Origin of the sequence: Pseudomonas sp. A2 (assembly GCF_023100865.1) — a bacterium.
GTDB classification, from domain to species: domain Bacteria; phylum Pseudomonadota; class Gammaproteobacteria; order Pseudomonadales; family Pseudomonadaceae; genus Aquipseudomonas; species Aquipseudomonas asiatica.
This window is the reverse complement of record NZ_CP039127.1, coordinates 5,803,852-5,822,504: the sequence shown is the minus strand read 5'-3', so window position 1 is coordinate 5,822,504 and position 18,653 is coordinate 5,803,852. Positions and strand designations below refer to the sequence as shown.

General features: G+C 55.8%; 19 protein-coding genes. 14 read left to right on the top strand and 5 right to left on the bottom strand.

What is annotated here, in order from left to right:
- Positions 1 to 49: 49 nt before the first annotated feature.
- The 8 genes from E5221_RS26865 to E5221_RS26830 all read left to right on the top strand — a co-directional run bounded on the left by E5221_RS26865 (position 50) and on the right by E5221_RS26830 (position 6,257).
- The gene (locus E5221_RS26865) at positions 50 to 610 is read left to right on the top strand and encodes a TetR/AcrR family transcriptional regulator (protein ID WP_021783600.1); all 561 of its coding nucleotides are present in this window, start codon (positions 50 to 52) and stop codon (positions 608 to 610) included.
- A gap of 95 nt (positions 611 to 705) precedes the next feature.
- Positions 706 to 1,038: a carboxymuconolactone decarboxylase family protein gene (locus E5221_RS26860; protein ID WP_009681453.1), complete on the top strand. Its 333-nt coding sequence runs from the start codon at positions 706 to 708 to the stop codon at positions 1,036 to 1,038.
- A gap of 45 nt (positions 1,039 to 1,083) precedes the next feature.
- Entirely contained in the window at positions 1,084 to 1,755 is a 672-nt protein-coding gene (locus E5221_RS26855) for a DsbA family oxidoreductase (RefSeq protein ID WP_021783601.1), read from the top strand.
- A gap of 67 nt (positions 1,756 to 1,822) precedes the next feature.
- Positions 1,823 to 2,389 (top strand): OsmC family protein, encoded by a 567-nt coding sequence (locus E5221_RS26850; RefSeq protein ID WP_021783602.1) that lies wholly within the window; start codon positions 1,823 to 1,825, stop codon positions 2,387 to 2,389.
- 28 nt (positions 2,390 to 2,417) lie between these two features.
- Positions 2,418 to 3,515, top strand: coding sequence for an alkene reductase (locus E5221_RS26845; RefSeq protein WP_082044636.1), 1,098 nt, complete (start codon positions 2,418 to 2,420; stop codon positions 3,513 to 3,515).
- A gap of 48 nt (positions 3,516 to 3,563) precedes the next feature.
- Positions 3,564 to 3,779 carry a 4-oxalocrotonate tautomerase family protein gene (locus tag E5221_RS26840; RefSeq protein ID WP_009681449.1) on the top strand — a complete coding sequence of 72 codons (216 nt, stop codon included), beginning with the start codon at positions 3,564 to 3,566 and terminating at the stop codon, positions 3,777 to 3,779.
- A 252-nt stretch (positions 3,780 to 4,031) separates the two neighbouring features.
- On the top strand, positions 4,032 to 4,871 hold the full coding sequence (locus E5221_RS26835; protein ID WP_009681448.1) for a class II aldolase/adducin family protein: 840 nt from the start codon (positions 4,032 to 4,034) through the stop codon (positions 4,869 to 4,871).
- Between the two features lie 72 nt (positions 4,872 to 4,943).
- Positions 4,944 to 6,257: an MFS transporter gene (locus E5221_RS26830; protein WP_021783604.1), complete on the top strand. Its 1,314-nt coding sequence runs from the start codon at positions 4,944 to 4,946 to the stop codon at positions 6,255 to 6,257.
- Between the two features lie 28 nt (positions 6,258 to 6,285).
- Here the strand turns inward: E5221_RS26830 and E5221_RS26825 are convergent, their stop codons facing one another.
- Positions 6,286 to 7,173: a LysR substrate-binding domain-containing protein gene (locus E5221_RS26825; RefSeq protein ID WP_021783605.1), complete on the bottom strand. Its 888-nt coding sequence runs from the start codon at positions 7,171 to 7,173 to the stop codon at positions 6,286 to 6,288.
- A 103-nt stretch (positions 7,174 to 7,276) separates the two neighbouring features.
- Here E5221_RS26825 and E5221_RS26820 point away from each other — a divergent pair, with 103 nt between their 5' ends.
- Positions 7,277 to 8,230, top strand: a complete 954-nt coding sequence (locus E5221_RS26820) for an AEC family transporter (RefSeq protein ID WP_021783606.1) — start codon at positions 7,277 to 7,279, stop codon at positions 8,228 to 8,230.
- Between the two features lie 43 nt (positions 8,231 to 8,273).
- Here E5221_RS26820 and E5221_RS26815 read toward each other — a convergent pair whose 3' ends face one another.
- A complete protein-coding gene (locus E5221_RS26815) occupies positions 8,274 to 9,167 on the bottom strand; it encodes a LysR substrate-binding domain-containing protein (protein ID WP_021783607.1) in 894 nt (297 codons plus the stop codon).
- A gap of 117 nt (positions 9,168 to 9,284) precedes the next feature.
- On the opposite strand from E5221_RS26815, the gene E5221_RS26810 reads away from it, so the two are divergent.
- Positions 9,285 to 10,124 carry a class II aldolase/adducin family protein gene (locus E5221_RS26810; protein WP_247846689.1) on the top strand — a complete coding sequence of 280 codons (840 nt, stop codon included), beginning with the start codon at positions 9,285 to 9,287 and terminating at the stop codon, positions 10,122 to 10,124.
- 86 nt (positions 10,125 to 10,210) lie between these two features.
- A complete protein-coding gene (locus E5221_RS26805; protein WP_031322394.1) occupies positions 10,211 to 11,518 on the top strand; it encodes an MFS transporter in 1,308 nt (435 codons plus the stop codon).
- A gap of 48 nt (positions 11,519 to 11,566) precedes the next feature.
- Here the strand turns inward: E5221_RS26805 and E5221_RS26800 are convergent, their stop codons facing one another.
- Positions 11,567 to 12,025: a hypothetical protein gene (locus E5221_RS26800; RefSeq protein WP_247846688.1), complete on the bottom strand. Its 459-nt coding sequence runs from the start codon at positions 12,023 to 12,025 to the stop codon at positions 11,567 to 11,569.
- Positions 12,026 to 12,114: 89 nt separating this feature from the next.
- Here E5221_RS26800 and E5221_RS26795 point away from each other — a divergent pair, with 89 nt between their 5' ends.
- Positions 12,115 to 13,098, top strand: a complete 984-nt coding sequence (locus tag E5221_RS26795) for an IS5-like element IS2000 family transposase (protein ID WP_013973047.1) — start codon at positions 12,115 to 12,117, stop codon at positions 13,096 to 13,098.
- A 27-nt stretch (positions 13,099 to 13,125) separates the two neighbouring features.
- On the opposite strand, the gene E5221_RS26790 is transcribed toward E5221_RS26795, so the two are convergent.
- The gene (locus tag E5221_RS26790) at positions 13,126 to 14,766 is read right to left on the bottom strand and encodes an AAA family ATPase (RefSeq protein ID WP_247846687.1); all 1,641 of its coding nucleotides are present in this window, start codon (positions 14,764 to 14,766) and stop codon (positions 13,126 to 13,128) included.
- A gap of 328 nt (positions 14,767 to 15,094) precedes the next feature.
- Positions 15,095 to 15,760 carry a GntR family transcriptional regulator gene (locus E5221_RS26785; protein WP_031322396.1) on the bottom strand — a complete coding sequence of 222 codons (666 nt, stop codon included), beginning with the start codon at positions 15,758 to 15,760 and terminating at the stop codon, positions 15,095 to 15,097.
- Between the two features lie 173 nt (positions 15,761 to 15,933).
- Here E5221_RS26785 and ilvC point away from each other — a divergent pair, with 173 nt between their 5' ends.
- Together ilvC and E5221_RS26775 are read left to right on the top strand one after the other, a co-directional pair.
- Positions 15,934 to 16,950: a ketol-acid reductoisomerase gene (gene ilvC, locus E5221_RS26780; RefSeq protein ID WP_247846686.1), complete on the top strand. Its 1,017-nt coding sequence runs from the start codon at positions 15,934 to 15,936 to the stop codon at positions 16,948 to 16,950.
- 109 nt (positions 16,951 to 17,059) lie between these two features.
- The gene (locus E5221_RS26775) at positions 17,060 to 18,610 is read left to right on the top strand and encodes a Rieske 2Fe-2S domain-containing protein (protein ID WP_009681437.1); all 1,551 of its coding nucleotides are present in this window, start codon (positions 17,060 to 17,062) and stop codon (positions 18,608 to 18,610) included.
- The last annotated feature ends 43 nt before the right edge of the window (positions 18,611 to 18,653 follow it).

Genomic DNA, 18,653 nt, shown 5'->3' with positions numbered 1-18,653 from the left:
GTGGCCGGAATCGCTCTTTTCTGGTCGAGCGATTGTGGCAGGAGAATTTATGACACTGGCAACACGGGACGCATTGATTCAAACCGCTGAAGGGCTGATGCGTACCAAGGGGTATGCGGCATTCAGCTATGCAGATCTTGCCGATGCGGTAGGTATTCGAAAGGCGAGCATTCACTACCACTTCCCGACGAAGGAAGACCTTGGGATTGCGATCGTTGAAGAATATGTATCTCGGGTGGAGGCTGAGTTCGAACGTATCGAAATCAATCACCCAAGTGCACTGGACAGACTTCATGCGTTTTTCGTGTTGTTCCATGCCAGTACTGAAGGTGGGCTTCTACCACTGTGTGGTGCGCTGGCCGCTGAAATGGCTGCGTTGCCCGAGGGGCTGCAGCGACAAACGCGCAGGTTTTTCGATGTGCAGCTGTCCTGGTTGACCGGAGTCATGGAGCAAGGAATCGCCTCAGGAGAAATCACCCGAGGTAGGGGCTCCAGAGAGAAGGCTTATTTGCTGTTGAGCATCCTTGAAGGTTCCAGCTTCATTAACTGGGCCACCAACGAAGATGACCATGTGAACAAGGCAGTAATTTGGATGATCGCAGAGTACTGATCTCTGCAAGAGCACAGGGTCGAAGCGCTGTCCGTGTCGGCCCATTTTTTGGCTAATCTTACCTATCAACTAGTAGGGTGGTAATCATGTCTAGCATGCCTAATTGGGAACAAACCATCACCGACGTCAGTGCCCGCCTGAAAGAGTTCGGCGCACATTCGCCTGACACCCTGCGGGGCGTGGCAATGCTCGGTAACGCCGGCAACAAAACCAATCACCTGGACGCGAAGACTCGCGAGCTGATCGCGCTGGCGGTGGCAGTAACGACTCGCTGTGACGGCTGCATCGCGTTCCATGCAGCGGAAGCCAAGAAGCTTGGCATCACGACCGAGGAAGTCGCTGAGGCACTTGGAGTAGCAGTGAACCTGAATGCCGGCGCGGCGGTTGTTTACAGCACCCACGTGCTGGATGCCATGGATCGTAGCTGATAGCCCAGGCCGTTCTTTGTGACAGCAAAGGTGCAGAGGAAAGTTATGAAAAAGATCACGGTTGAAGTCTATTCCGACTTTGTCTGTCCCTGGTGCTGGATAGCAAAGAAGCGATTGGAGCAGGCAATCGGCGCTCTTCCGAGCGACGTAGAGGTTGAAGTTGTACCCAGGGCCTACCGCTTGGCCAAAGGCATGCAGCCCATCGCATTCGAGAAGGCACTGGTGCTGAAGACAGGTAGCCGGGCTCGTGCACAGGTCTTCATGGAAGCTATTCAGGAAGTCGCCTCTCTTGAGGGCTTGGACTACCGCTTCGATGTGATGCGTTTCGGGGACACCAGTGCGGCGCATCAGTACGTGAAAGCCATTTCGAGTCCGACGCTACAGGCGAAATATGTAGAGCGACTCTACGCAGCTGGAACTACAGAGGGGCGCGACATTTTCGATGAGCGAACACTTAGAGATCTTGCAGCTGAAGTTGGTGCTGCTGACCTCTTTGGATTCGATTCTTCGGAAGCAGCGATTCTCAGCGATGAAGCAACCGTTAAGGGCCTTGGCACCGGCATCCCATTGTTCGTTGTCAATGGCAACCGCTATCTCTCAGGGGCCCAAGAGATTGAGGTGTTCTCCAAGGTGCTGAAATCAGCTGTTGAGGATCTTTCGAACGATGGAGAGAGCGTGAGTGGAGCAAGTTGCTCGATTTCTGGTTGCGAGAGCTGACCAGGCCATCGCCTTCACCTGTTTTTTATTTCTGATTTTTTATCCACGATTTTGAGAGGAACTGAAAATGGACAAGCATCTCAACGGTATCGATGTCGCTGCTCTGCAAGCCTTTGCACAGGGCGTCGCTGAAGATCCAGCCAAGCGTCACGCACGCTTCAAAATCAACACCAAGTGGGAACATCAGACCCGCACCGTGGCGACCATTGACCGCTTCCACCTGAGCGGCACCGACTACCCACGAAACGTCCAGATCGCGGCTGATGAGCCGCTGGAGCTGCTGGGTACCAACTCTGCCCCCAACCCGCAGGAGCTACTCATCTCTGGCCTGAACGCCTGCCTCTCAGTTGGCTATGTGGTGAACGCGTCGGCCATGGGCATCACTATCCACAGTCTGGAAATCGAAACCAGTGGCGAGCTGGATCTGCGTGGCTTCCTGGGCCTGGACGAAAGCGTCAACCCAGGCTTTGACGAGATGAGCTACGTGGTGCGCATCCACACCGATGCACCTGCAGAAAAAGTGGAAGAGCTGCATCGCATCGTCACCAAGACTTCCGTGAACCTCGCCAACTTCTCGAAGGCCATCCGCATGGTGCCCAAGCTGGAAGTTATCGCTGGTCAACCAACCGCCTGATTCACGAAGTTGTTTGCAGAGGTAGATCATGAAAAAGCTGTTTACTCCTTACGACCTGGAAGGCCTCAAACTCGCCAACCGCGTTGTGATGGCCCCAATGACCCGCACCCGGACGGAAGACAATGTGCCGTCCGAGCTGACCGCTCTGTACTACGCGCAGCGGGCCTCGGCGGGCCTAATTATCACTGAAGGCCTGCCGATCTCCGACGAGGGGCGCGGTTACCTGTACACCCCCGGCATTTACACCGACGAGCAGACCCGCGCTTGGCGCGAGGTAACTGATGCCGTTCATGCTAAAGGCGGCAAGATCTTCGCCCAGCTGTGGCATGTAGGCCGGATGTCTCACGAATCGCTGCAGCCTGGCAACGCAGCGCCTGTTTCGGCAAGTGCCGAGCCTGCTGTGGGCACTACGGTTTACGCCTGGACTGCACCCGGTGTGGCTGGCCCGGTCGCACCGAGTGTCCCGCGTGCTTTAACTGTGGATGAGATCCACCGCGTGACCGAAGACTTCGTTGCCGCCGCACTGCGAGCGGTGGATGCGGGCTTCGATGGTGTGGAGCTCATGGCGGCTAACGCATTCCTGTTCGACCAGTTCCTGAGCAGCCAAATCAACACGCGTACCGATGAGTACGGCGGCTCGATTCAAAACCGACAGCGCTTCTTGCTGGAAACGGTCGACGCGATTGCTGATGCCATTGGCAGCTTCCGTGTCGGTGTTCGTATCTCGCCGTTTGGGCGCCTGTATGACCTTCGCCCGTACCCGGAAGAGGAAGCAACCTGGAACAGTGTTGCTGCCGAATTGAACGAGCGCGAATTGGCCTTCGTCCATCTGAACTACCAGCCAACACTGGACGCGGTTCCATTCCCGGATGGTTTCTACAAGCAGTTCCGCTCGCTCTATAAGGGCACGGTCATTGGCGCAGGTGGCTTCACCGCTGAGCTGGCAGAAGCGGAGCTGCAGAACGGCAATCACGATCTGATCGCCTTCGGCACCTCCTACATCGCCAACCCCGATCTGGTGGAGCGGATGCAAAACGGCTGGCCTCTGGCCCCCAGCGATCATTCCACGTTCTACGGTGTGATCGGGGCAAAAGGCTACACGGACTACGCGCCTTACCAGGCTTGATCAGGCGTGTTGATCATCGGAATACCCAATAACTGAAGGAGTGCGGTTATGCCATTGGTAACTGTGAAAGGCATCGAAGGTGTTTTCTCTGCGGAGCAGAAGGCAGAGATCATCAGCAAGATCACCGACGCCATGGTCTCGGTTGAAGGCGAGAAAATGCGTGGTGTGACCTGGGTCATCTTCGAAGAGGTGAAGAGCGGTGACTGGGGCATCGGTGGTGAGCTCATTACCACTGACAAAGTCAGAGCTATGCAAAACGCCTGACAACCTTCCAATGCTGCATCGCAGCATCAGTGCAATGTGCCCTGGCGTTTACTCGCTCCAGGGCATTTTGCGTTTCAAGGGCTGAATTACAATCAGGCCCTCGAGAGCTTTCGTAGTGCCGGCTTCATGCCGTAGATGCCAAACAGCGAAGACTGAATTTTATTGAGCCTTGCTTGAAAACGGATCGTTTGTCACCCCCACGCCAGATCGAGACCATGACGTCACCCCAAACAATATCCAGAGGTGGTAATCGTGGAATCGGTACTCAAACTTGACCCAACCGCAGGCGGTAAGAAGCGCATTTCGATTTATCAGCCTGAACAGGAAGGGCTCATCTTCCCCGAGATCCCTGAGTTCAAGAACTTCGAAGAAGAGCGTCAGTACCGCAAGAAGCACCTGGTGGCTGCGTGCCGCGCATTCGCCGAGCACAGCCTCGATTACGGCTTTGCTGGTCACCTGACTGTCCGTGATCCAGAGTTTCCTGAGCTGTACTGGACGAACCCGATGGCCGTTCACTTCTCACAGGTCAAGATGTCCAACCTGATCCTGGCCGACCACAAGGGCAAAGTGGTTCAGGGTGACTACGCCATCAACCGTGCCGGTTTCGTGTTGCACGCTGCCGTCCACGAAGCGCACCCGGACATCGTTGCGATGTGCCACGCTCACACCATCTACGGTGGCGCATGGGCCTCCACCGGGCGTCCGCTGCTGCCGATCACCCAAGATGCTGCCGTGTTTTTTGAAGACCACGTCGTCATCACTGCAGAAGCCGGCGCCGTTGCGGTGGAGACCAAGGCTGGTAACGCCGTCTGCGATTACTTCAAAGACGTGCGCGCTGCTATTCACCAAAACCACGGCCTGCTGACCGCGAGCCGCCACAGCATCGACGAAGCCGCATTCTGGTTCATCGCTCTGGAACGCTGCTGCCAGCAGCAGTTGCTGATCGAGGCCTCTGGCATCACACCAAAACTGGTGTCGCCAGAACGTTGCCGCTACAGCCGTGAGAACGTGGGCAGCCCCTTCATTGGCTGGCTGCACTTCCAGGCGCTGTACGACAAGATCGCGGCTGAGCAGCCTGACATGTTCTCGTAACGCCCTCTGGCGTTGTCCGTCCGGGCGGCGCCTCTTCCTTACCGCACAATAACAATGACTGGAGATAGGCAGATGCCTAATGCTCTTGATGCTGCCTGCGTCCCCGATTCGCGTTCCATTCCGGACGAGTCAAAGCTGTACGCGCGCTTAACCCTTCGACTGATCCCCTTTCTCTTTCTGTGCTACGTGTTCGCTTACCTGGATCGGGTGAACGTCGGCTTTGCCAAGTTGCAGATGCTCGACGAACTCAAGTTCAGCGAGACCGTGTACGGTCTTGGGGCCGGGATCTTTTTCTTCGGTTACTTCATCTTTGAGGTGCCGAGCAACATGATGCTGCACAAGATCGGCGCTCGTCGGTGGATCGCCCGCATCATGGTCAGCTGGGGTGTACTGTCAGCCTGTATGGTGTTCGTACAAACGCCCGCCATGTTCTACATGCTGAGATTCCTGCTGGGGGTTGCTGAGGCCGGATTCTTCCCCGGTATCATCCTTTACCTGACCTACTGGTTCCCGTCTTCCCGGCGCGGGAAAATTACTGCGATGTTCCTCACTGGCATCCCCATGGCGGGTGTCCTGGGCGGGCCACTCTCGGGGTGGATCATGTCGACCACCCACGGGTGGCATGGCTATTCAGCCTGGCAGTGGCTGTTCGCCCTTGAAGCAATACCTTCGATCATCGCCGGCTTCGTCGTCCTCTTCTACCTGCGGGACAATCCGGACGATGCCAAGTGGCTCACTACAGAAGAGAAGGCCGTTTTAAAGCGTAATCTTCAGGGAGAAGACCAGTCGCACCATGGACACTCTGCTTTCAGCGCCTTCACCAATCCCAAGGTGTGGCTGCTGAGTGCAGGCTACTTCGGCGTGATGATGGGCTTGAACGGAATCACCTTCTGGCTTCCGTCGCTGATCAAAAACTCGGGAGTTCAGAATGCGGCGGAAGTCTCACTGCTAACCACTATCCCGTATGCCCTGGCGACGATTGCCATGGTCATGACCGGGCGTCATTCGGACAATGTACTAGAGCGTCGCTGGCATGCGGCGGTGCCTGCGGTGATCGGCGCCTTGGGGTTGGTGCTCGCCACCACAACAGCGCAAAACCCCATGTTGACGGTGGCATTTCTCTCGGTGGGTGCCATGGGCGTGATGACTGCTATGAGCCAGTTCTGGTGCTATCCGCCTGCATTCCTAGGCGGTGTAGCGGCGGCGGCAGGAATCGCGATGATCAACTCCATTGGCAACCTGGCGGGGTTCATCAGCCCCTACTTGATCGGCTGGGTGAAAGACACCACTGGTTCTACCAGCATCGCGCTCTACTGCATCGCGGCTGCGCTGGTGTGTGCTGCGGTGGTCTGCCTGGCGATGCCCAAATCGGTGGTGAATCGCTAGCAAACAAATGTCGATACCCGCCGAGCGATCATGGCGGATCGAGGCGGGTGCCGACCGATTGAATGAAGGCGGAGAGGCATGGGTTGGAGTTCTCCATGTTCCAGACCATCCCCAAGGTGATCTCGGGTGCGTTGGTAATTGGAATGAACAGAACCGAGTCTGGATTCGATTTCGACATGGACGTTGGAATGATCGAGACGCCGAGACCTTCACCAACCAGATTGACTATCGTCCCTTGCAGCTGGGTGTACATCCGCACGCGAGGTTCGAATCCACTGTCTCGACATAGTTTGAAGATTGTGTCGTGCAGGGCGGAGGCGGTGTCGCGAGGGCTCAAGATGAAGGGCTCATCAATGAGGTCTTGGACTGTTACCGACTTTTTGCGTGCCAGCGGATGATCTCCCGGCACCGCGATACCCAGGGACTCACGCTGCAATTCCCGATATTGATACGGTGGCTGAACCGTGGCTTTGAAGGTCAGGCCAATATCGCACTCTCCGGTCTCGACAGCTTTCATCAAGGCGCCAGGTATCAGCTCGCTCAGTTCAAGGTTCACACCGGGAGCGTTTACAGCGTAGGACTTGATCATCTTGGGTAAGCCAGACCAGGCGATCATGGACGTAAATGCGATACGCAACTCCCCCTTCTCGCCCCGAGCGACAGCTTGAGTGGAGCGAATCGCCGAGTCCATAGCCTGTATGACTAGTTGCGCGCTTCGTTGAAACTCGGAACCTGCTGCGGTGAGCTCCACCGACCGGGAGGTGCGAGCGAACAGCCGGCAGCCTAGCTGAGATTCAAGATCAGCAATCTGCCGACTCAGCGAGGGCTGCGCTACGTTTACCTGCGCTGATGCTTTGCCGTAGTGCAGGTGGTCGGCCAAGGCAAGAAAGTAGCGTAAGTGGCGATGTTCGATCATTGATGCTCCAGAGGTATCGATCTGATACTTCATAGTCATTGGACTGCATTGGTCGGCGATTTTAATCTATGCAGGCCTAAAATCCCCTCCAAACGTGGAAGTCATGTACACCGTCCTTGCAATCGTTTTGCCGATCTTTGCCCTCATCCTCGCAGGCTTCATCTGCCGCAAGACCAACCGACTCGGAGACCAGGCCGCCTCCGAGATCAACAAGATGGTGGTATGGCTCTGCCTACCCGCGCTGCTGTTCAAGGTGACCGCGACCGCGTCGTGGGCTGAAATCTGGCAGCCTGGCTTCATCATTTCCTTCGGAGCCGGCACGCTGGCCATTTTTGTCGCTACTTTGATTTGGCGGTTGAGTACCGGCCACAGCCTTGCCACTTCAAGCATCGACGGCTTGAGCGCTGGCTATGCGAACACTGGCTACATCGGCATTCCGCTGTGTGCGATTGTCTTCGGCCATCCAGGTCTTCAACCGGCGCTCATTTCGACGATCATCGTTGTGTGCCTGCTCTTCGCCATTGCGGTGATCTGCATCGAAATCGGCTTGCAGGAAGAGCGGCATCTCGGCAGAGCAGTAGGGGTCGTAGTGAAGGCGCTGTCCAAAAACCCTCTGGTGATTGCGCCCATCGCTGGGGCTGTATGGGCAATGACAGGTATTCCGCTGGCTCACCCAGTCATGAGCTTCCTCGACATGCTCGCTACGGCTACCACGCCTTGTGCTCTCGTTTCGCTTGGCCTGTTCTTGGGCCAGAAAACGGTCAAGTCGACTGGAGGGAAGAGCAACCCTTGGCCGCTGGTCACCATCAAGCTCGTGGGACAGCCGCTACTGACCTGGTTCCTGGCGTTCAAAGTCTTCGCTCTGCAGTCGATGTGGGCCAATTCCGCGCTGTTGCTCAGCGCCTTGCCCACCGGTACTGGGCCCTTCATGCTGGCTGAATTCTATCGTCGGGAGGCAGGGCTTATCTCCCGCACCATCCTGATCTCCACCCTGGGTTCCCTGGCTACCCTAACCGGGCTGATGATCTGGATGAATACGGGTATTGCAGGGGCCTAGGGTTAGCCGTTGTTGCTGACAGTGGAGCGGTGAAGGGCGAGCATCAAGCTTCATGGATCTGGTTCATGATCCATTCCTTGAACCGCTCAATTTTGCGGCTCCCTTTCATCGAGCCACGGTAGCAGAGGAAATGCATCTCCCGCTGCAAGGGAGGCTGATGTCCATTCAGTACGACCAGAGAGCCTTGGCGCAACTCTGTCTCTGCCAGACGGGTGGACTCCAGGGCAATACCCAGCCCATCCGCTGCGGCGGAGAGGACGAGCGCGGCACGGTCGAACGACAAACCGCCCAAGTCTGCGCGTTCGGCAATCCCTTCATGGCGGAACCAGTCGCTCCAGCGCACTGGGCTCAGTTGGGAGTCGATAAGTGAGCCAGGCTTAAGCAGGTGCGGTTCGAGCGTCTGGGAAGCGTCGAAGAACTGCTTCGAGCTCATGGGGGCGATAGTCTCCAACCCCAGAGGTTCGGCAATCACGCCCACCCGCTGGATCGGCGCCCCGTAGGTGATCGCAATGTCGATCTCCTCGTGTCGGGTGAGCTCAGGCGGCGTGGCGCTGGAAGTGAGGCGGATATGAAGCGGATTGGGTTCACTGACGAGGCGAGCGAGGCGTGGTGAAAGCCATTTGGAAGCAAAGCTTGGCGAGCAATGAACGGCCAGGTGCAGTTGCTCGGCGCTCGGCATCCACATAGAAAGTGCAGACTCCAGGCCGTCGAGCGCGACGGTCAAGCGCTGGGCAAGCGCCCGCCCCTGGATCGTCAACTCCACCGAGCGAGGCTGACGTTTGAACAGCTCCATGCCCAGAGTGGCCTCCAGCTTTCTGACCTGGTGGCTAACTGCCGAGGCGGATAGATGGAGCTCATCGGCGGCGGCAACGAAGCTTTCCAGGCGCGCAGCAGCTTCAAATGCTTTGATTGCGGCGAAGTTAGGAATCTTTCTCATTATTATTAGGTTAGGCTAAATTTAATTCAACCTTGGGTGAAAAGCCTTCGTTTGTCAATCCATACGCCTAAAGTCAACTATGGGTCTCCAAAAACAATAAAAGATGAGGTTGGCACTATGGATCCCTTGCTGCGGATTGAACCAGCATCTAACGGAAAGCGCCGCATTTCGGTTTATCAACCTGAACAGCAGGGTCTGATCTTTCCGGAAATTCCTGACTTTAAAAGTTACGAAGAAGAGCGGCAGTATCGTAAGAAACATCTCGTTGCAGCCTGCCGTGCATTCGCGAAACACAGTCTCGATTACGGTTTCGCTGGTCACCTGACAGTACGCGACCCGGAATTCCCGGAGCTGTACTGGACGAACCCGATGGCCGTCCACTTCTCCCAGGTCAAGCTGTCCAATCTGATCCTCGCGGATCACGAGGGTAAAGTGGTACAGGGCACCTACGCGATCAACCGGGCCGGCTTCGTTCTGCACGCCGCCGTTCACGAAGCGCATCCCGACATCGTCGCCATGTGCCATGCCCATACGATCTATGGTGGGGCGTGGGCCGCAACCGGGCGACCACTCCCGCCTATCACCCAGGATGCGGCAGTTTTCTTTGAAGACCACGTCGTCATCACTGCAGAGGCCGGCGCCGTTGCAGTCGAGGCCAAGGCCGGCAAGTCGGTCAGCGAATACTTCAAGGATGTGCGTGCGGCCATTCACCAGAACCACGGCCTGCTCACCGCCAGCCGGCATAGCATCGACGAAGCCGCATTCTGGTTCATTGCGCTGGAGCGGTGCTGCCAGCAGCAACTGCTGATCGAAGCCAGCGGCATCACGCCGAAGCTGGTATCGCCTGCGCGCTGCCGTTACAGCCGTGAAAACGTGGGCAGCCCTTTCATTGGCTGGCTCCATTTCCAACCCATCTACGACCAACTCGTGGCAGAACAGCCGGACATGTTCTCCTGACCCTCTCTGCAGCAGCGCCGAACCTGGAAAGGCGCTGCTGCACGATTCGACGCCTACAACTACAAAATCATTCGGAGATTGGCATCATGTCTAATACTCTAGAGGCACCCTATGCCGTCCAGGATTCAGCAGCTGAGTCCCAATTGTATACCCGTGTGGCCTTGCGACTTATTCCGTTTCTCTTTATCTGCTATGTGTTTGCCTACCTTGATCGAGTGAATATTGGCTTCGCTAAACTTCAAATGTTAGATGAGTTGAAGTTCAGTGAAACAATTTATGGTCTGGGTGCCGGGATATTCTTTCTTGGTTATTTCATCTTTGAAGTTCCGAGCAACATCATTCTGCACCGGGTAGGTGCGAGACGCTGGATCGCCCGGATCATGATCAGCTGGGGCATCCTTTCGGCCAGCATGATCTTCGTTCAAACGCCGACGCAGTTTTACGTGTTGCGCTTCCTGCTCGGGCTAGCAGAAGCTGGCTTCTTCCCCGGCATCATTTTGTACCTGACCTACTGGTTCCCGCCTTCCCGCAGGGGCAAGATCACCGCAATGTTCATGACCGGCATACCGATGGCAGGCGTCATTGGCGGCCCTCTGTCTGGATGGATCATGGCTTCCACGCATGGTTGGATGGGCCACTCCGCCTGGCAATGGCTGTTCTTCCTGGAGGCGCTGCCATCGATCATTGCAGGTGTCGTCGTGCTGTTCTATCTGCAGGACAAGATCGACGATGCCAAGTGGCTGTCTGCGAGCGAGAAAGAAACGCTGAAGCGTAACTTGGAGAAAGAGGGTGGGACGAAGGAAGTTCACTCGGTGTTCGGCGCATTCCGCAACAAGCGAGTATGGGTACTGAGCTCAGGCTACTTCGGCTTCATGATGGGGCTGTACGGTGTCAGCTTCTGGCTGCCATCGCTGATCAAAAGCTCGGGCATCCAGGAAGCCTCCACGGTGTCGCTGCTCACCACCATCCCTTATGCGTTCGCTACCGCAGCGATGATCTTCACCGGTCGTAGCGCTGACCGCAGCAAGGAGCGTCGTTGGCATGCCGCCGTGCCGGCAGTGCTCGGTGCGACAGGACTGGTGCTCAGCACCCTGACGTCGGGCAACCCTACGGTTTCGCTTGTCTTCCTGTCGTTGGCTACCATGGGAATCATGACCGGACTTTGCCAGTTCTGGTGCCTGCCTCCCGCATTTTTGGGTGGGGCTGCGGCTGCGGCGGGTATCGCCATGATCAACTCGGTCGGTAACCTAGCAGGCTTCATCAGCCCCTACATGATTGGTTGGGTGAAAGATGTCACCTCATCCACTGACCTGGCGCTGTACTGCATCGCAGGCTCGTTGATCTTCGCGGCGTTCATCTGCCTCATCATGCCGAAGTCCATCGTCAATCGATAACTACTTGCCAAGGGCACCCGGTCGACGGGCGCCCTTCGTTTGCCGTGGTTATTTGAGCGCAGCGTTGATAGCGTTTATGAGGTTTGTACAGCCTTCGATCTCATGTGGTGCCAGATCAGATACAGAGTGGTCGCGCGACCATTTGAGGAAGGCTTTTGCCAGCTTGTATTTGGAAAAGTCCTTGCCGATTGTTCTCTGGAAAACGTCAATGATGGGTTTGTCGGAGGCTTTAGCCAAGGCACTGTCGATGTCCCAATTGAGATCGGTTTTAGCGACCGCTACCAATGTCTCTCGCAATAAGTCCTCGATCTCTGCATGTTCGATCTTGGGTACTGTGTAGTCTGACGTTCGGAGAATTCTTTTACTGCCAAGGCGATGCACCAACGTTTCCTGACGGGCAGCCTGATCCCCCGCATTGTCCGAATCGAGCAGCGCCGCCACCTTAAGGTTATGTGAGGTTAGGATGGTTGCGAAGTATACAATCTTGCTCGCGGTATTAGCTGGCACTAGGGATTCTCCGATCAAGTCAGCACAGGCCATCTGACCTGTGCTGAAATAGCCCTCCGTCCAACTGCCTTCTACAAGTCCGCCATCCCATGAGTCAGATGAGCTTTTCCGATTTCGAGTACGCCGGCAAGCGCAAGCAAACCCGTCGCGAGCGTTTCCTGGCCGAGATGGAACAGGTGGTACCGTGGAGTGGACTGGTGGCGTTGATCGAGCCTCACTACCCAAAGGCTGGCGGTGGCCGCAAGCCTTATCCTCTGGAAACCATGCTGCGCATTCACCTGCTGCAGAATTGGTTCTCTTTGAGCGATCCCGCCATGGAAGAGGCGCTGTACGAGATCACTTCGATGCGCCAGTTCGCTCGTCTGACGCTCAGCGCTCCGATCCCCGAAGACACGACGATCATGAACTTCCGGCACCTGCTGGAGAAGCATCAGTTGGCAGCCGGCATTCTGGAAACCATCAACAATTACCTGCAAGACAAGGGCCTGTCGTTGCGCCAGGGCACCATTGTCGACGCGACCATCATCCACGCGCCCAGTTCGACCAAGAACAAGGAAGGCAAGCGCGATCCTGAAATGCATCAAACGAAGAAGGGCAACCAGTACTATTTCGGCATGAAGGCCCACATCGGCGCGGATGCTGAATCGGGTCTGGTGCATCACGTTCATGGCACCGCCGCGAACGTAGCTGACGTGACGGAGGTCGCTCAGCTATTGCATGGCGAAGAGAATGTCGTGTGTGCGGATGCGGGTTACACAGGCGTGGAAAAGCGGCCAGAACACGAGGGACGGCAGGTGATATGGCAGGTCGCTGCCCGCCGCAGCACCTACAAACACTTGAGCAAACGCAGCGTGCTCTACCAAGCCAAGCGCAAGATCGAAAAGGCCAAGGCGCAAGTGCGTGCGAAGGTGGAGCACCCGTTCCGGGTGATCAAACGCCAGTTCGGCTATGTAAAGACTCGTTTTCGCGGCTTGGCCAAGAACACGGCGCAACTGACCACGCTGTTTGCCCTGTCGAATCTGTGGATGGTGCGCCGGCAATTATTGCCTGCTGCGGGAGAGGTGCGCCCGTGAGTCCGGATAACCAAGGCTTTGCCTTGGTTATCCAATAATCAGCGACTGAAAAGCGGGCTTTTCGGCATCCCTAAGCCGCCCATTTCCGACTGATGAGCAACTTGTTCGGAGTTTCCCTAGCGAAATTTTGTCGTGCAGAGCCGCTTTTCCTCCCTCCTTGAGCAGATTGGCAATCGCTTCGACGTACCAGTAATCTGTGAGCCCTTCAAGAATTAGGTTCCTTTGGCTAGCAAAAAGACTTTGAGCTAAGTCATAACCTAGCGCTTCTTGGAGCGGCAGCAAGGCTGCAGGGTCGCTGGAGGAAACAGTTGTGTGAACCTGGGTACCTACAGTTCTATCTGTCAGCTCTACCACTCTTACTAAGTCGAGTTCGTCCGGGCCAACCAGGAACGGGGAGTGAGTTGAGTATATCGTCTGGTTTTCATCGGCGAGCAACGAAATGGTTTTTCTAAATTCTCTCTGTTTCAGCGCATGAAGGCTCACCCCAGGCTCGTCCAGGAGTAGGACGGTGTTCTTGTGTTTACCCTTCGCTTCCGCAAAGAATACGATGAAGAACGAGACCAGCCATTGGAAGCCCTCGGAACGTTGGTCGAGCTCCACCTCTACTCCGATATTGTCCTCTACTACAACCTTCAGGTACTGGCCATCTGCACTCAACTTAAGTCTATTGGCCTCGGCTTTTGTGTCATCAGGATTCCACACCTTAACGATTTGCTGGGTCAGTTCTACGCTCGCGGCATTCAGTTCATACCCCCGCTGATCAAGTTTTGCCCGGTAATTTTCAAGGTCAGTAGTGGTATGGCTGGGGTCAGATGCTTTGCCGAGGTCAGAGAGCTCTTGGGCTGTGAATCCAAGTAGCTTTAGCAAGCAGACATTACCGTAGTCATAGGCTTCGTCATCTAGGTTATTGGTTTCCAACCGTTTAGCTAGGTTTCCCAGGTGGATGATCGGTTTAACGCGGAAGTAGTTGCTGTAAAGCACAAAAACTGGGCGGTTTTTGTGGAGGTGTAAGCGGAATTTGTTGATCTCTACATCATCATCCAAGGCGGTGACGATGCTTTCCCAACGGGCAACCTCTTTTTCGTTCTCCTCATCTACGTAGGGTAGCATTTCGTCAAGCCACGGCTTCAAGATCTCAGCCACAGACCATAAGTATCTGAACTGAGACACGTTATTGATCAATTTGTTGAGTGCTTCTGTTCGGGCCTTAGACGAGCCCTCTGCAATATCCCGATCCAGATGAGCAGCGAGTCGGAGCAGGTCATTCTTGATGTCTTTCAAATAGGGGGTGGCGACTCCAATTAAACTGTGCCGCCAGCTATTGTCCAAATACCTTGTGAAAGTGTAGCTGAGTGGCTGTCCTTTGATTTTTTCGGGGGCGTGATCTAGCTCGGCCTTTTCCAGTACAAAGGTCGCTTTTACTACTTCGATATCTTCGGCGCTTAGCTCGCCTCGACTGATCTGTGTGTAGTTTGCTCTTGGATAGTCGCGAAGTGGATTAAATCCTTTAACACCCTCTGGTGCGTTGATTTGCTGGATCGCTTGTAGAATTGCAGTTTTACCTGCTTCGTTTGGGCCAACCAAAATCGTTTTTAACCGTTCGATCTCAAATTCGCCGGTATCGATAATACTTCGATAATTCTGAACTCGTACCTTACTCAAACGCATGGTCAATCCCTTTGCAACTCATGGATTTAGGTTGCCATAGACGATAGCCCAGTGCCATTAAAGATGGAAGGCCAAGATCATCAGTTTTAGGGACTCATTTTGTAAATAAGCAGGCGTTGGATTCCCCATTGATGGGAGACCATTCCACAACGGATCCGGTGTGTGGGCACAGCTTATGCAGACGGAGCGATTGCTATCGAGTAAAGCAGGTAGGAATGGCTGAAGCCGACAAGGGCCGAGTATTGAGCTACCGCTCAGTAACCGAACCCCTATAGACACCTCAGTAGAAAACCTACTTTGGTGCCCGAGAGCTCGGGCACCTTTGCAGTCATGTCATTAGTAGATGGCTGAGGCGCTCAAGCAGGTTTTTTCTAGCATGGGTTGTGTGCACGTCGGTTAGTTCGCCTGCGGCTACCACATCTCCGGCAGCAATTGCTTTCGCTATCGCTTCATGCTCGTTCCAGATCGCCTCACGCTGCTCTGATGACTGCAGCACAGCCCCCATTGCGCGGCGCAAGTGTACCCAGTAGACCTGGGCGCTTTGAGCTATCAGCGGATTGCCAGAGGCTTCGTAAATTGCCGTATGAAATGCCATGTCAGCATCAATCATTGCCTTGATATCTTTGCCCTGCGAGGCTTTGCGGCCTCTTTTGATCAACGCAGGATCCATCTGGAATTTCTGCTCTGCGGCCATTTTTGCCGCGAGGTTATCCAGGGCTCCTCGAATCAGGTAGAGGTTACGAATCGAGTCCGTCGTCAACGGGGTCACCAGCAGGCCTCGCCCCGGCGCATCCTGAACAAGGCCATCCTTCTTGAGCAACCTCAGCGCCTGCAGCACAGGTGACCGGGAGATGTTCATCTGCTCGGCGATTTCTTCCTGCGTCAGGCGTGCGCCGGGTGCCAGCGAGCCGTCGCTGATGGCATCGAGCAGAGCCTTGTAAACCTCATCCACGTAGTCCGTGCGCGACTGGATACGCTTGAGCGTGCTTGTCATTGATTGACCTCGCCGAAGATCGGCTTCCCCCACTGAAAGCTGCATTGTCCACTTTCTCCCGTGTCATTCAAATTTTCCTTGACTCCCGTTCAGTGTAGGTCAAGACTGTGAACTCTGTATACAGAGTACAGAACACGAAACCCCGAACACAAAAACAAGAAGGTCTGACTGACATGAAGCTGTTCTACGATAAAGATGCTGATTTGAGCCTGCTGCAGGGGCTCTGCGTGGCGATCATCGGCTATGGCGCTCAGGGGCATGCTCACGCCCAGAACCTCCGTGACAGTGGCATTGATGTCATCGTCGGTTTGCGTCAGGGTTCGGCGTCGTCGAAGAAGGCGCTGAATGCCGGTCTCGCGGTGAGCACTGTTGCTGAGGCCGTTGCCCAGGCAGACCTGGTCATGATGCTGATTCCTGATGAGCTGATCGCGGATGTCTACCGCAGCGACGTCGAGCCGCATCTGCGCCGCAACGCCACCCTGGCCTTCGCCCACGGTTTCAACATTCACTACGGTCAGGTAAAGCCTCGCGCCGACCTTGATGTGATCATGATCGCGCCTAAAGCGCCCGGTCACACCGTGCGTTCGACTTATCAAGCAGGCCATGGTGTCCCGGCACTGATCGCCGTGGAGCAGAACACCTCCGGCCATGCAGTCGAACTGGCCCTGGCCTACGCCTCTGCCATTGGTTGCGGCAAGGCCGGCATCATCGAAACCAACTTCCGCGAGGAGACCGAGACTGACCTCTTTGGTGAGCAAGCCGTGCTCTGCGGTGGCACCGTCGAGTTGATCAAGCTCGGTTTCGAAACACTGGTGGAAGGTGGCTATTCGCCTGAGCTCGCCTACTTCGAATGCCTGCACGAACTCAAGCTGATCGTCGACCTGATCTATGAAGGCGGCATCGGCAACATGAACTACAGCATCTCCAACAACGCTGAATTCGGCGAGTACGTCAGCGGGCCGAGAATCGTGCCGGCTGATACCAAGGACAGGATGCGTGAGCTACTCACCAGCATTCAGAACGGCGAATATGCCAAGGACTTCATTCTGGAAAACAAGGCAGGCAATCCCACGCTCACTGCCCGGCGTAGCCTGCTGCAACGTCACCAGATCGAAGTAGTCGGTCAGCGCCTGCGCGGCATGATGCCGTGGATCCAGGCAGGCGCTCTGGTCGACAAATCCATCAACTGATACCCCAAGGAACACAAACAGTACCCGTAGCAACATTGCGTTCGAACAATATGTATACAGAGTACGAATACCGTATCCCGTATCTAACAATAAGCCTGAGGCAATGAAAATGACTGAGAAATTTGATAAGCATGATGATCAACGTGGTGCAGGCGGCAACGGCGCTGCCGTTCCCAAGAAGCTGATCGCTTACGGTGGCTACTACACCAACAACACTCCGAACCATGACCCAGAGCTGACCGAAACCGGCCCCGGCACGCCAGCTGGCGAGTACCTACGTCGCTTCTGGCACCCGGTCTGCATGTCGTTGGAGCTCACCGATACGCCTCGCTTCCTGAAGATCATGGGCGAAGAGTTGGTGGCATTTCGCGACGGTAGCGGCCAAGTAGGTGTGCTGCATGCCCACTGCTGCCACCGTGGTGCTTCGCTGGAGTACGGTGCCATTCAGGAGAAGGGCATCAAGTGCTGCTATCACGGTATGGTCTTCGATGTGGATGGTGCCTGCCTCCATGTCCCGTTCCCTGCCGGCGAGGAAAAGGAAGGCGAGAAATATGCCTGCTCTATCCGCCAGGGTGCCTATAAGGCGTTCGAGCGTCACGGGTTGGTGTTCGCCTACATGGGCCCGCCTGATGAAGAGCCACCGTTCCCAGAATGGGAGCAGAATTTCACTGTGATGGAAGGCGACGAGCTGGTTCCATACAGCAACTTCCAGCACTGCAACTGGCTGCAGGTGCAGGACAACGCGGCTGACAACTTCCACCCCACGGCCCTGCACTCTGCGAAAAACGTTGTGGGCGGTCAGTTCCAGGGCACCACTTTCGACGAAGTCGGCGCCGCCTCGATGGAAGTCGCTCCGGACATGCAGTTCATCCCGGTTCACCAGGGTCGTAGTCTGGCCTGTGCGGGCGCTCGTCGCGTGAACGACGACCGCATGTTCCTGCGTATTCAGCATCAGGTATTGCCGAACCTCAGCCTGCATGCCTACACGTCGGAAGACGGTTCGGCGAAGAAGCTGTTCAGCCGCTTCCACATCGTCCGCTGGACTGTTCCTGTGGATGACGAAAACTCCAAGATGATTGGATGGCGCGTCATGGGCCCAGGCATCGACACCCGTGGCGTCGGTGACAAGAGCATGGTCGGCTACGAGACCATCGACTTCTTGGAAGGCCAAGTGGCCATGCGTCGTCCAGAGCGCTTCGGCAAATACAAGCTCGAAGACATTCCACCGATTCCGTCCAACCACCGTGAACGTCACAACTACAAGGAAGCTCAGTACGCTCCAGGGGACTACGAGGCCATCATCAGCCAACGTCCAATTGCGGTGCACTCGCTGGAGAACCCGACCAAGTTCGACGCCGGCCTGTATGCGTTCCGCAAAATGCTGCGCGATGGCATCCGTGGCACCAACCCGCAAGCTGCGGCAGCTGGTTTCGCCCAGTGGTTGCGTGACATGGGCGGTGAGCCGAACAGCTACTGCACCGGCAACGTGTTCAACATGCCCAGAGCCGCGACTCCGGAACAAGAGGTTATCAATCGCCGCAAGCTCGCAAGGGAGGCAGTGGCCATCCTCACCGAAGCTGACAAGCTCAAGGGCAAGGAGCGTGCGGATTTCGTCACGGCACGGTTCGAGCAGTTGGAACAGAGCTTCAAAGAACAATAAGAAGAAAGCGCGGGCCCTGGGCTACCTAGGGCTCCCGTGCCTT

Excerpts from the sequence above, each read along its gene's own strand:
- E5221_RS26865 (WP_021783600.1), top strand. The coding sequence starts at position 50 with ATGACACTGGCAACACGGGACGCATTGATTCAAACCGCTGAAGGGCTG.
- E5221_RS26860 (WP_009681453.1), top strand. The coding sequence starts at position 706 with ATGCCTAATTGGGAACAAACCATCACCGACGTCAGTGCCCGCCTGAAA.
- E5221_RS26855 (WP_021783601.1), top strand. The coding sequence starts at position 1,084 with ATGAAAAAGATCACGGTTGAAGTCTATTCCGACTTTGTCTGTCCCTGG.
- E5221_RS26850 (WP_021783602.1), top strand. The coding sequence starts at position 1,823 with ATGGACAAGCATCTCAACGGTATCGATGTCGCTGCTCTGCAAGCCTTT.
- E5221_RS26845 (WP_082044636.1), top strand. The coding sequence starts at position 2,418 with ATGAAAAAGCTGTTTACTCCTTACGACCTGGAAGGCCTCAAACTCGCC.
- E5221_RS26840 (WP_009681449.1), top strand. The coding sequence starts at position 3,564 with ATGCCATTGGTAACTGTGAAAGGCATCGAAGGTGTTTTCTCTGCGGAG.
- E5221_RS26830 (WP_021783604.1), top strand. The coding sequence starts at position 4,944 with ATGCCTAATGCTCTTGATGCTGCCTGCGTCCCCGATTCGCGTTCCATT.
- E5221_RS26825 (WP_021783605.1), bottom strand. The coding sequence starts at position 7,173 with ATGATCGAACATCGCCACTTACGCTACTTTCTTGCCTTGGCCGACCAC.
- E5221_RS26820 (WP_021783606.1), top strand. The coding sequence starts at position 7,277 with ATGTACACCGTCCTTGCAATCGTTTTGCCGATCTTTGCCCTCATCCTC.
- E5221_RS26815 (WP_021783607.1), bottom strand. The coding sequence starts at position 9,167 with ATGAGAAAGATTCCTAACTTCGCCGCAATCAAAGCATTTGAAGCTGCT.
- E5221_RS26810 (WP_247846689.1), top strand. The coding sequence starts at position 9,285 with ATGGATCCCTTGCTGCGGATTGAACCAGCATCTAACGGAAAGCGCCGC.
- E5221_RS26805 (WP_031322394.1), top strand. The coding sequence starts at position 10,211 with ATGTCTAATACTCTAGAGGCACCCTATGCCGTCCAGGATTCAGCAGCT.
- E5221_RS26795 (WP_013973047.1), top strand. The coding sequence starts at position 12,115 with ATGAGTCAGATGAGCTTTTCCGATTTCGAGTACGCCGGCAAGCGCAAG.
- E5221_RS26790 (WP_247846687.1), bottom strand. The coding sequence starts at position 14,766 with ATGCGTTTGAGTAAGGTACGAGTTCAGAATTATCGAAGTATTATCGAT.
- E5221_RS26785 (WP_031322396.1), bottom strand. The coding sequence starts at position 15,760 with ATGACAAGCACGCTCAAGCGTATCCAGTCGCGCACGGACTACGTGGAT.
- ilvC (WP_247846686.1), top strand. The coding sequence starts at position 15,934 with ATGAAGCTGTTCTACGATAAAGATGCTGATTTGAGCCTGCTGCAGGGG.
- E5221_RS26775 (WP_009681437.1), top strand. The coding sequence starts at position 17,060 with ATGACTGAGAAATTTGATAAGCATGATGATCAACGTGGTGCAGGCGGC.